We start from the raw sequence: 11635 nt of genomic DNA, 5'->3' as shown, positions 1-11635 counted from the left end.
CGCCCTGCGCCCCATAAATAATCGACAACTAGATCATCAGCCGCTCACCCGGTTCTGGTACGAGCACTTTCACACCAGGCGTTGCTGCTGCCAGTTCCCTGATGGCTGCCAGCCGTTCTCTTCTCACCTCTCTGTGGATGTGCACCAGGGCAAGCTGTTCTGCCTGGCACGATTCAGCCATTGCCAGGCATCCTGCCACGGTGCCGTGCCCCGCCACCGGGGTGCGCACCCTGAAAGCCTCGTGTATGAGGAGCTGCACCCCGCGAGCCAGGGCGGTTGTTTCCGGGGTAGGACGGCCGTCGCCGCTGTAGAAAAGAGATTTGCCTGCAGCTGTCAGACGCAGGGCCAGGTCGCGCTGCGAATGGTCATTTACAGCAGTGCTCCAGGAACACCCCAGAGTGCTGACAGCCTGACCCGGTTCAACTTCTACAAAGCGCAGGGCATAGGTGAGTCTTTGCAGGAATCCTGGATAGGCCAGCTCGATGCAACTTTCTGTAAATTGCTGTACTCCCTTCTGACCCAGGATGTGTAAATCCTTGCGCCTTCGTTCCTCCCAGAAGCGAACCAGCAGTGCTGGCAAACCAAAAGTGTGATCAGCATGGAAATGAGACAGCCATACCCCGTCCAGTTCGTCGGGGCCGAGCCGCAGCTCCCAGAATCTGGCCGGCACCGAGAAGCCGCAATCGAGCAGCAGCGCAGTGCCTTCTCCACCTGCTGCAACCCGGACGAGTATGGCCGTATTGGCCACCCTCTCGTCAAAGGCTTCACCCACACCAAGAAAAGTGACTTCCACGGCTATTCCTCCACGAAAAAGGCATAGAGCATAGAGCATGGAGTAGAGATGGCGCGAAGCGCTGTATCAACCCCATGCCCTATGCCCCACCAGTCCTGAGCCCGTCGAAGGATGCCCTACGCTGCCCTGCATCTCTCCTTCAAGCGCTGCAGTTCATCCAGGCCGAAATGGCTGCTTCTGCAGGGCAGCAGGGAATTGTTGTGATAGAGAGGCTCGTTTTGCAGATCAAAAGGCGACGAGCGCACTGCTGCGGGCCAGAGGGCTGTGCCCGGAATTGGCGAATACTCGGCCAGGTAGGGCCTGGCCCCGTGGTCTTTCACTATGTCTATGGAATATGCCACTTCCTCAGGCTTCTGCCCGGGAAGGCCGCAAAGGAGGTAGACGCCGATCTGTTCCGGCTGAAAACCTGCCTGCTGCAGGTTGTTCATTGCCCGGCTGAAGTCTCTCACAGTGGTTTTGCGGCCCAGCAGTTGCTGCCGTCGGGCCTCTGCTGTTTCCAATCCCAGGCGGATGGTAACAAAACCGCTGTTGAAAAGGGCCTGGCACACCTTGGCGCTCAACTGACTCACATGCAGAGCATTGGGTGTGTGCAGGCGAAGCTGCATCTTGCGCCGGCGAACCTCTGCCAGCATAGGCAGCAGGTGCTGCTCGGCGTTCAGCAGCAGGGCATCGTCGTAGAAAGCCGCGTCTGTCACCCCGAATCCTTCATGCCAGTGCTGCAGCTCATCAACAACTGCCAGGGGATTTTTCTGGACAAATCCCGGAAAAAGCAGGCCGGCGCCGCAATAGGGACAGTGATAGGGGCAGCCGCGCGAGGTGAGTATGCAGACATAGTCGAGGGGAGCCTCCAGATCCATGGCCGGCAGACTGTCAGGGCTCCGGGCAGGTTGCTGCAGAGGAGCCGGCTGGCGGGAGAGCTCCTGCAGCAGGGCGATGAGGCGGTTTTCCGCTGCTCCAGCCACAACGTGGTCAGCGCCGCTGCAACGTCGGGCATGCTCCTGGCACAGAGTGGCATAGATGCCGCCCAGCACCACTGGTGTTTCAGGATAATGGCTCTTTACCAGTCTGATTGCTTCCTGGACCCCCGGATACCAGTAGGTCATCAGAGAGGTAACCAGAACCACATCCGGCTCTGGTCCTGAGAGCAGCCTTTCCACAAAAATTTCCGAGGAGATGCCAAAGCGATAGTACGGCCGCGCCACCTGGCGCAGGGGCGGCGGCTTTGCCGTTTTCCTGCGGTAAAACTTGCCGGTGCCATAAGAGCGCCGCGTGGCAGGCTTGAAGCCGGCCTGTTCTCTCATCTTCGGCTCGTGCACATCCAGGCAGTCGAGCAGCCTCACCTGATAGCCGTGCGCCCGCAGCAGCCCACCCAGGGTGAGCAGACCGAGCGGCTTGGCCCAGAGATCATGAGCCGCAAAATCATAAATCCATGGATTTACAAGCAAAATGTGAGGAAGGCGCTTCATCAGTTGGTTCAGTTATCAGTTGCTGGTGGTCGCAGCTGAACTGGCAGAGCAGGCAGCCAGCGCCTTTCAACCACTCTCTTTTACGGTTTGGCGTGCAGGAGGGCACGGTATTCTGCAATGGCAGCTGCAATCGCCTGAACCAGCTTGCGCTGGAAGTCCGGCTGCTTCAACTGGGCCGCTTCTGCCGGGTTGCTCACAGAGCCGAGTTCGATGAGGATTGCCGGCATTCGCACCCTGGCCAGCAAATAGAGATCTACCTGGGCGGTTGCCTGGCCTGGCCAGTGGAGTACTCCTGCCATTTGCTGCCTGACCAGCTTTGACAGCTTGCGGCTCTGCTCCCAGTAGGGCAGCTGACCCCAGTCCCAGGCAGTGGCGTCTCGAGCGCCAGCCGCATCCAGGGGCCTTGCAGCTGGTGACCAGGCATATATAGTGAAACCCTGGGCATTTCGGTTAAAGCCGTTTCCCAGATGCAGACTGATGAACAGATCGCCGTTCCTGTGGTTGGCTATGCCGGCGCGATCGTCCAGGGAGAGGGCATAGTCGTCCTGTCTCGTCAACACCGGCCTGGCCGTGCCCTGTTTCTCGAGAACTGCTGCCAGTTCCCTGGCAAGGGCAAGCGTGAGCTCTTTTTCCACAACCCCGCTCAGGCCGCTGGCGCCTGCATCTCTGCCGCCATGTCCCGGATCAATCACCACGGTGAGGGGCGGCGTCACTGGCTGGCATGCTGTATTTCCCGGCCACAGGAAAAGAACAAGCGTGGCCATGGCAGCCAGAAACGCGGCTCGGGCAATGATGGTGTTTGCCTTCATGTGCTTTCCAGATCAGTACACGGCCTGTTTACTGCTCTACGACCCGGGTGAATTTCTACTCTGTAGAGATTCCAGGGGAACTCCTTCTATGGCTGCCATTCCCTGCCTGGTAGCCTCGTCTATCTGAACGGACTGTTGCTGCTGGTAGTCGTACATGACCTGTATAGAACTTCCTTCCACCACCAACCGGCCGCTCTTGCTCTCTTCCATGCGGTATTCGAAGTGAAAGCTCTTGCCCCCCAGGCGGCATGCCCTGATGCCGATCCGCAGGGTCTCGCCAAGGTAAGCCGGACTCTTGTAGATGCAGCGTACTTCGGCCAGAATAAAATTGATTTTTTTCAGACCGGTCTTCTGCCGCAGAGCCTTCCAGTACTTCATGCGCGCGTCTTCCATGAAGGCCACGAATGTCACGTTGTTCACGTGGCCCATGGCATCGATGTCCCTGAACAGTATTTCGTGCTCGAAAACCACCCCGTATCCCTGCATGGGCATCTTCCTCCGAAGGCAATCTTTAGCACCGTGGAATTTCCGCCTAGTCTAGCTCATTTTGCCAGTCTTCTCCACTATCAATTGGTTGACTGGTTAGGGCGTCCGGTTTCGCCTGCGGCAGCTCTCAACTCGTCTCATGTGCGTGGTGAGATAATCAACAGGAAGGGAATGGTCGGGGCGCCCGGATTTGAACCGGGGACCCCCTGCTCCCAAGGCAGGTGCGCTGACCAGGCTGCGCTACGCCCCGATGAAAGGTATGCTGAAACTGAAGCAAGAGAACGGTGATTTCCTATCACAGCCAAATGTGGAAAGCAAGGAGTTTGTCAGGGTTGTCAGCTATCAGGTGCAGGGTGTACGGCTTCGCCTGTGGCTGCGCCGGGTTATCAGTTATCAGTTCTCAGTTATCAGGGTATAGTACAGCGCTTCGCGCAATCTTTGCCATGAGCCTTGCGCCCTGCGCCCAATGCCTTGATTATCATTACTCGTTTAATTGGCAATTCGAGACCTGGAATTACCAGCAAGTGGTGAGACCAAATTCTCGATACGCTTCGAATGCCTGGTCTCTGGTTACCAATGTCATTTGTCGTTGAATAGCCTGCCATATTATAAGCCGGTCAAAGGGTTCCCTGTGCAGCAGCCTTGGAAGTTTATAAAAACTAGCGGCCTCGGATGGGCTGATTCCTATCAGTTCGAGATCCATCTGGGTTGCATAATCTGGCAAATCTTCCGGTCGCACCCCCTTTAACTCGAGCTTCCCCAACCCATATTTAAGCGAAATTTCCCAAAAGGTGACTATGCTGACCGACACCTCGTTTTTCCGTGCAACTATCGCTCTGGCCGCCGTTTCACTCAGCCTTTCTGGGGCAAACAGGGCCCACAAGAAAGTGTGAGTGTCAAGAAGCAGGTTCACGAATCCAGCACCTCTTCATCGCTCATATGGAAATCATCATAGATTGTGCACGAAGCTTGTCCTTTCAGAAGGCCAATCTTCCTTTCTGGCTTGTCAAAATGGGGTGGATAGGGGACAATCATTGCAATCTTCTCCCTCTTCTTGCCGTAGCTGATGACAATCTGCTCCCCCTTTTTAACCTTTTCCAATTAGCGTCTCCATATCTTTTGTCCCGGTCATTTTTTATTTCAAAATTATATTTTTCTTGTCAACTTGTCAAGAAAGAAAGCGAAGAGCCGTCCGTCTCCGCCTCTGGTTGCGCCAGGTTATCGGCTATTTGAGGCATCAGGCATCCTTCGATAGGCTCAGGACAGGTGGGGCGCAGGGGGAAAGGCTAGGAGGCTGGGAAGCTAGGAGGCTGGGAGGCGACAGCGCTTTGCGCCATCTTCGTTCTGTGCCATGTTCTGTGGACCGAATTCTTTTCGACACGGACGGCACGGATAATAATAACCGGCATTGGGCGCATGGTGCGACGGGTAGGGCGCATCCTTCGACGGGCTCAGGACAGGTGGAGGATCAGACTGAGATGGCGCGAAGCGCTGTCCTCTACCCCGATAACTGACAACTGATAACTGATAACTGATAACTGACAACTGATAACCGATAAAACTGATAACTGAAAACCGATAACCCCGGCGAAGCCGGATGCCCATTGCCAGGCACCATTTCTTACTTCGGCCCGAACAGTTCAACCTCCTCTGGTTCCTCCGGTTTAACTGGGGCGGGCCTGGCAGGTTGAGGTGCTGCCGGAGTTTTCTGCAGAGATGCAGCCACAAAGGCCTCGGGCATGGGGGCGCTGGTGTTCAGCAGCTGGCGGGGAATTCTGATGGTGTCCCCGATGTTGATGTGGTCGGGATTGAGGGAGGGATTTGCCTGGGCCACAGACTGCCAGTTTTCTGGATCTCCAGTATACCATCTGGCTATGGTTATGAGCGTTTCTCCTGGCCAGCGGACCCGATGCACAAAATACCTGTCAACCGATTTTTCTGGAGAGTCCAGGGCAATTGCCACTGACGATTTCTTCGCCTGGCTTGCCACGAAGGTCTCGGGCATGGGCGCCGTGGTGCGCAGCAGGTGCAAAGGGATCCTGACGCTGTCACCGATCTTGAGATGAACAGGATCGAGCTCCGGATTTGTCCGGGCCAGGGCCTGCCAGTTTCTAGGGCTGCCCGTATACCATTTGGCGATTATCAGCAGGGTTTCTCCAGAGCAGGCCACATGGTGTTGGAAATCGTTTTCTGCCGGCCATACTGTTTCAGTGGGTCCAAATGGATTGGGGGGCAAGAGTTCAGACACTTTGTCGAAATAAGTACAGCTGCTGACAAAACTGAGCAGTAAAATAGCGCTGATGATCAGTGGCGCGGCGCTGATGCTGACGGCTCTTTCGCAGGTGGCGCAGCTGCGTCTTGAGGCGAATAAGATACCTTTTCGCTTTAGCATTTTCAGGATTGACCTCCAGAGCTCGTTTCAGATTCTGCACACATTCTCGGTTCTTGTGTTGCAATTTCTGGACCATGGCAAGATTGAAATAAGCCTCGTCCAGGTATGGAGGTGCAAGGCTGACTACCTCTGAAAAGGCCTCCTCCGCTGCTGCGTAGTCATTCACTTTAAAATAGACGAAGCCAAGGTTGAACAAGACCTTGGCAAACCGGGGCTCCAGTTCGTGAGCTTTCTGGTAATTCCTTATGGCCTCAGGATATTTCTTCAACCTGGTATTCAGTTTTCCCAGCAAGAAGTAGGTTCTCGCCCTGTCTGGTTCAATCTCTGCCGCTTTTTCCAGCAGAGCTTTGGCTTGCTGGGGCTCTGCTTCCAGCAGCCGCACTGCCTCGCCTCTCAGGGCTTCACCATAGAGTGGCGCAAAGGCGGCTACACTATCGGGACTCTCCTCGAGGGCCTGTTGAAACAGCTCAACAGCCAGGGCATACTGCTGCTTTTCCAGAGCGCTTACAGCCCTGTCCACCACGGTTGTCTCCTGGCCTGGCGGCGGCGCAGTGGTTTCACTCTCTGGCTCAGCTTCCCCGGTTGTGGGAGTCTGCTCCTCGGCGCTTGCTGCCGGAACCTGTTCCTCCACAGCAGCTGTACTCTGGGCCGGTTCTGCTGCCACAGCCTGCTGCTGGGCGGGCTGCGGTTCCTGAGCCTGCTGGCGTCCGAGCAGAACTGCCGCAAGCATGGCAAGGCCAAGCACAGCTGTTGCCCAGGCGCCCAACCTCAACCTGCCGCGCAAAGACCCCGGGGAAATATTGCCGGCAAAAATGGTTTTGGTTTCTTCGAGGCTGTCCGCCTGACTTCCAGCATCTCCTCCAGCGGCAGCGCCTGCTTGCGGTCCGCCCGGCAGCATAGCATCGGCCCTGCGGAACACGGTAGGGGTCTTTTCCATCTCGTCTTCGAAAAGCTCGTGCATGTACTGCGCCAGAAGCTTCGCACTGGGCCGCACCGGACACATGGAAAAGGCTTCTTCAAGTTCATTGAGCATTTCGGCGCAGGACTGATAGCGCAGATCCCTGTCCACGGCCAGGGCCCGATGCAGGATGGTGTAGAGGTGCGGCGGCAGGTCCTGGTTCAACTGTTCAGCAGGCTGGAACATTCCGGCGCGCACCTTGTCGAGAATTTCCAGATCGGTGCCCCTGAACATTCGCTTGCCTGTGGCCATCTCATAGAGCAGGATTCCTGCGGAAAAGATGTCCGAACGGTGGTCAATGCGTTTGCCGCCAGCCTGTTCCGGCGACATGTAGGCCACTTTGCCCTTGATCACTCCATCCTGGGTCCCCGTGGTGCTTCTGGCTGCCTTGGCTATGCCGAAATCCACTACCTTGACTTCCCCCTGGTAAGTCACCAGTATATTTTGAGGGCTCACATCGCGGTGGATGAGATTGAGCGGATTTCCAGTGAGGTCCTTCAAATTGTGAGCATAGTCAAGGCCGGCGCATACCTGCGACATGATGTACAGGGCGTGCGTCAGCGGCAGAGCTTGCTGTTTGGCCCTGGCCTTGTTGGTCAGGGCGCGCAGATCCTTGCCGTGGAGATATTCCATGGCAATAAAGTAGGTGCCTTCAAGGCTGCCGAGATCGTAGATCTGCACCACGTTTGGATGAGTGAGCAGGGCGGCGAGCTTTGCTTCTTCAATAAACATGCTCACCAGCTTTTCATCCTGAGCCAGGTGGGGCAGCAATTTCTTTATGGCCACAGGTTTTTCGAAGCCTTTCACCCCTTCGAGCTTGGCAACATAGAGTTCCGCCATTCCACCAACGGCAATCTTGTCTAGAAGCAGGTATTTACCAAATCGAATGGGTTGGAATTCACTCATAGTCTCGAGAACCAGTGGGCAAAAAATAGCTCACACTCCACCTGTCAGAACTCCCCACAGAACGCCAAGCAAGAAGCAGGCCAGGATTTGTACCTGTACCACTGTCTTGCGGGTTCCTCAATGGTTGAAACAGGGGGAATGGCAGCCGGCACCCTGCCGGCCAGTTGCCCCGGTGGTCGCTGGAAGCATCAGCAGCCGACCGCCAGGAGCTTGCTGGTGCTGTGCGGTTGGCCAGGCAGAGAACAGCCCATCTAGCCAATGTTCAGTGGCCGCATGCTGGCGCGGCAGTTTCTCCACGTTCCAGCAGTTTGCTGCAGGTGATTCTTTCGCTGCTGTCTATGCTGCCTGGCGGGGATGCGAAACGAGCAGGCATGAGGCCGGGTTAGCGCCACAGGGCATTGTCCCTGCCACAAATGCTGCATAAACTGCGCCTGGAATCCAGAGGGGTGGGGAGTTCGGGTGCACTGCTCAATCACGCTGCCTGGCTTGCTGCTGCCCTTGCCCTGCCGGGCCTCTGCGGCTGCGGCTTCGCTTGCCTCGGCGGGATGAGCGTTTCTGCGCTTTGCCGGCAGGCTTCGAGGTCTGAGAAGCAGATGCTCCTGCGGGTCTGCCGGTCTTCTTCCGGGGGCCTCGCCTTTTTCTCGATGCTGCAGCCTCTCTCTCTCTGCCGCGTCTTGCCCTGCGGGGTGCTTTGCTGATTGATTTGGCGCGGTCAGGCAGAAACCAGTCGTCAGACGGCCATATGACCGGAATTCTCTCGCCGATGTATTCCTCGATGGCGGACAGCGAATAGACGTACTCTTCACATGCCAGGCTTATTGCCTTGCCTGATTTTCCTGCCCGGGCAGTGCGGCCGATCCGGTGCACATAGTCTTCCCGGTCTTGCGGCAGGTCGTAATTGATCACATGGGAAATATCTTCCACATGAAGGCCGCGGGAAGCCACGTCTGTGGCCACCAGTATCTTCAGGTCTCCTTGCCTGTAGCGATTCACCAGCCGCAGCCGCCTGCGCTGATTCAAATCGCCAGTAAGGGCCTGGGCCGCGTGCCCATTGGCCTTCAATTTTGCGGCAAGCCATTCTGCGCCGGCCTTGGTGTTGACAAAAATGAGAACCCTGGTCCATTCTTCCCGAGACAGCAGTCCCAGCAGCAGAGAAAGCTTTTCATTTTTGGCAAGATGTATGACCGACTGGTCTACAGCGTCGACGGTTACCTCTTCAGGGGTCACATAAATCTCTTCCGGCAGATTCATATAGCGATAGGTCAGCTCAATAACACGCGCCGACAGAGTGGCGGAAAACAGCAGAGACTGCCTCTGGTCATAGGGAGGGAGACGGTTGAGGATGTACCTGAGATCCTTGATGAAGCCCATGTCGAACATCCTGTCTGCCTCGTCCACCACCAGTATCTTGATTCTCTGCGGCAGAAAGGCCTTTTTCTTCATGTAGTCTATGAGCCGGCCCGGAGTGGCCACCACAATGTCAGTTCCCTGGCGCAGCTGGGCTGCCTGCCGCTGATAGTCGATGCCGCCGAATACAGCCATCATGTTGAGGCCGGTGTGAGCCCCGAGAATCTGCGCATCGTGGTATATCTGCAGGGTGAGCTCCCGGGTGGGCGCCAGGATCAGGGCCGAGGGCATGCCGGCCTTTCTTTTCGGCATCCTGAGCAGACGTTCGAATATAGTGATGAGGAAGGCGGCTGTCTTCCCTGTACCTGTCTGGGCCTGGCCTGCAACATCCCGGCCCTCCAGGGTGATGGGAAGGGTGAGCTCCTGGATGGGGGTGCACCTGAGAAAACCCGCGTCTCTTATTCCCTGCTGTACCGCGTCACACAGGTCGAATTCTGTAAAAGGCTTGCCTTCTGCCTTCACAGGCTGCCGCCGGGCAGTGACGGCATCTTCGCTGTCCCTGCCAGTACCGCGCCAGCGCCTTCTCCCCCTGCGGGTCATCTTTGCCTGACAATGAAATCAGTTCACTCCTTTTGTAGACGATTTTCCAGCTTCCTGCTGCATCATAGTAGATTCAGCCAGGCAATTCAATCATAAGGCGCAGCCTGGAGGCTCAAAGGCTGGGAGGCTAGGAGGCTAGGAGGCGACAGCGCTTTGCGCAATAGTTGTTTGAGTGTGATTTGTTGAGCTTTGCAGCGAGCTCATTCCTGGGCCCAATCTCTCCTCGCCAGGCCCTGGCGCGGCGTAGTCCTGGTGAAGCCGGGTCGACCAGACAAAATGTCTACGAATGTCTGATGCCAATTTAAAAGCCTCCTAGCCTCCTAGCCTCCTAGCTTTCCAGCCTAATTGCCCTGCGCCCATAACCAATACCCCGCATGCCCTGCGCCCATAACCAATACCCCGCATTTCCCCTTGACAGCAGGATTGGTCTGTGTTCTTATGTAACCATATAATGTAGTCACATCGGAGCTGCATATGATCCAGGCAAATGTCAGAGAGGCCAAGGCAAAATTGTCGGCTTTGCTTTCCCGCGTGGAACAGGGAGACGAAGTCCTCATTGTGCGCAGAGGAAAGCCTGTTGCTGTCCTGAAACCTCTGGCCCATGCTGCAGGTTTGCCGAGCATGAAAGAGTTCAGGGACAGTATTTGCTTGAAAGGACCGTCACCCTCTCAGACGCTCATCAACATGCGTAAAGACTCCAGATACTGATGCAACTGCACTACCTGGATACATCCTTTCTGGTCCCCTACTACTTGCCGGAGGCAACGAGCGAAGCGGTGGAACGCAAACTGCGTCTGCTTCCTGTCGGTTCCCTCATCATCAGTCCACTCGTGCGCGCTGAGTTCGCTTCTCTGCTTTGCAGAAAGTGCAGGCACAGAGAAATGAGTGAAGCGGATGCGCACAGGACAATGACAGCACTCGATCGACATCTCAGCACGGGCGCCTTGCAGGCCGTTGCTGTATTATCAGATGATTTCTATCAGGCAACTGCCTGGATTATGGTCATGAAACATCCATTGCGGGCTCCAGATGCACTCCACCTGGCGGTTGCTGCGCGACAGGAGGCTGTGTTCTGGACGCTCGACAGGTCTCTTGCCAGGGCAGCCCGCTGGCTTGGGCTCGAGGTAAGGAAATAGGGATATCAGTTATCAGCAGGTATCACGGCAATATGGCTGATCACCGTGCGCCGTGCGCCGTGCGCCCTGGGCCCTGTACCCGTTTTTTATAGGGCCGGTCTCTGTACCCGCCGCTTGCCTGCTCGCATTCCCGGACACTGCAATCTGTAACTGGCAACTCGCACCCCGGAGCTCTGGTAACCCTTGACTCCAATCATTTGACGGCCTATAAGAGTGAACAACCTGAAAATTCCTCAACATGAAGCCAACTTACCAGCCCGGGAGAGCGCAATGCCCAGCAATCATTATCACCAGAGACCTTTCACTCTTGTCTTCATTGCCTTTCTGTTCCTTGCCCTGCCCTGGAGTTGCACCAAAACCATCAATTCCAACAGCGGTGAGCTGGATCAGGGAGAAGCATCACCCATAATAACCAGCCACGAGTTTCCTGATGTGCCAGTGCCCAGGGAGCTTACCATGGATCAGAGGCAGTCTTTCGTGTATTCAGCTCCAGGGCTGGCCACAGGGCTCATGGTGTACGATGGCAATGTAGACTATGATTCCCTGGTGCAGTTTTTCCAGAGGGAGCTCAGGGCCCAGGGTTGGAACCTTCAGGCCACTCTAAAATATCCCCGCACCATGCTTCTCTATCACAAGGACGACCGCATCTGTCTCATCACCATGAGGACGGGCACCTTCAAAGTGCACGTGGAAATATGGGTAGCCCCGGTGCAGGCATTCTACGAGTAAGCAAGAGCTGGGA

General features: G+C 56.2%; 13 protein-coding genes and 1 tRNA gene. 4 read left to right on the top strand and 10 right to left on the bottom strand.

Features of this window, described 5'->3' with window-relative positions; genetic code table 11:
* Window positions 1-28 precede the first annotated feature (28 nt).
* The 5 genes from JRI89_16685 to JRI89_16665 all read right to left on the bottom strand — a co-directional run bounded on the left by JRI89_16685 (window position 29) and on the right by JRI89_16665 (window position 3804).
* Window positions 29-793, bottom strand: a complete 765-nt coding sequence (locus JRI89_16685; GenBank protein MBW2072868.1) for a ribonuclease Z — start codon at window positions 791-793, stop codon at window positions 29-31.
* A gap of 116 nt (window positions 794-909) precedes the next feature.
* A complete protein-coding gene (locus tag JRI89_16680) occupies window positions 910-2259 on the bottom strand; it encodes a cobalamin-dependent protein (GenBank protein ID MBW2072867.1) in 1350 nt (449 codons plus the stop codon).
* Window positions 2260-2339: 80 nt separating this feature from the next.
* Window positions 2340-3068: an N-acetylmuramoyl-L-alanine amidase gene (locus tag JRI89_16675; GenBank protein ID MBW2072866.1), complete on the bottom strand. Its 729-nt coding sequence runs from the start codon at window positions 3066-3068 to the stop codon at window positions 2340-2342.
* A gap of 36 nt (window positions 3069-3104) precedes the next feature.
* Window positions 3105-3560 (bottom strand): acyl-CoA thioesterase, encoded by a 456-nt coding sequence (locus JRI89_16670; protein ID MBW2072865.1) that lies wholly within the window; start codon window positions 3558-3560, stop codon window positions 3105-3107.
* Window positions 3561-3726: 166 nt separating this feature from the next.
* Window positions 3727-3804: transfer RNA gene (locus JRI89_16665), tRNA-Pro, on the bottom strand.
* Window positions 3805-3813: 9 nt separating this feature from the next.
* Here JRI89_16665 and JRI89_16660 point away from each other — a divergent pair.
* Window positions 3814-3972, top strand: a complete 159-nt coding sequence (locus JRI89_16660; protein MBW2072864.1) for a hypothetical protein — start codon at window positions 3814-3816, stop codon at window positions 3970-3972.
* Window positions 3973-4068: 96 nt separating this feature from the next.
* Here JRI89_16660 and JRI89_16655 read toward each other — a convergent pair whose 3' ends face one another.
* From JRI89_16655 to JRI89_16635, 5 genes are all read right to left on the bottom strand, one after another.
* The gene (locus JRI89_16655; protein ID MBW2072863.1) at window positions 4069-4467 is read right to left on the bottom strand and encodes a type II toxin-antitoxin system VapC family toxin; all 399 of its coding nucleotides are present in this window, start codon (window positions 4465-4467) and stop codon (window positions 4069-4071) included.
* Complete coding sequence (locus JRI89_16650) at window positions 4464-4655, bottom strand: prevent-host-death protein (GenBank protein MBW2072862.1); 192 nt, start codon at window positions 4653-4655, stop codon at window positions 4464-4466. Before JRI89_16650 ends, JRI89_16655 begins: the two co-directional genes overlap by 4 nt.
* A gap of 520 nt (window positions 4656-5175) precedes the next feature.
* The gene (locus JRI89_16645) at window positions 5176-5790 is read right to left on the bottom strand and encodes a LysM peptidoglycan-binding domain-containing protein (GenBank protein ID MBW2072861.1); all 615 of its coding nucleotides are present in this window, start codon (window positions 5788-5790) and stop codon (window positions 5176-5178) included.
* A 4-nt stretch (window positions 5791-5794) separates the two neighbouring features.
* Window positions 5795-7810, bottom strand: coding sequence for a protein kinase (locus tag JRI89_16640; protein MBW2072860.1), 2016 nt, complete (start codon window positions 7808-7810; stop codon window positions 5795-5797).
* A 468-nt stretch (window positions 7811-8278) separates the two neighbouring features.
* A complete protein-coding gene (locus JRI89_16635; protein MBW2072859.1) occupies window positions 8279-9757 on the bottom strand; it encodes a DEAD/DEAH box helicase in 1479 nt (492 codons plus the stop codon).
* 474 nt (window positions 9758-10231) lie between these two features.
* On the opposite strand from JRI89_16635, the gene JRI89_16630 reads away from it, so the two are divergent.
* The 3 genes from JRI89_16630 (at window position 10232) to JRI89_16620 (ending at window position 11622) form a co-directional block, all read left to right on the top strand.
* Window positions 10232-10465 carry a type II toxin-antitoxin system prevent-host-death family antitoxin gene (locus JRI89_16630; GenBank protein ID MBW2072858.1) on the top strand — a complete coding sequence of 78 codons (234 nt, stop codon included), beginning with the start codon at window positions 10232-10234 and terminating at the stop codon, window positions 10463-10465.
* A complete protein-coding gene (locus JRI89_16625; protein ID MBW2072857.1) occupies window positions 10465-10893 on the top strand; it encodes a type II toxin-antitoxin system VapC family toxin in 429 nt (142 codons plus the stop codon). The genes JRI89_16630 and JRI89_16625 overlap by 1 nt, the downstream gene beginning before the upstream one ends.
* Before the next feature lie 270 nt (window positions 10894-11163).
* On the top strand, window positions 11164-11622 hold the full coding sequence (locus JRI89_16620) for a hypothetical protein (protein MBW2072856.1): 459 nt from the start codon (window positions 11164-11166) through the stop codon (window positions 11620-11622).
* Window positions 11623-11635: the final 13 nt, after the last annotated feature.

The organism is Deltaproteobacteria bacterium, assembly GCA_019309045.1.
Taxonomy (GTDB): Bacteria; Desulfobacterota; Syntrophobacteria; order BM002; family BM002; genus JAFDGZ01.
The sequence above is the reverse complement of the archived record's forward strand: the minus strand, read 5'-3'. Positions and strand labels throughout refer to the sequence as shown.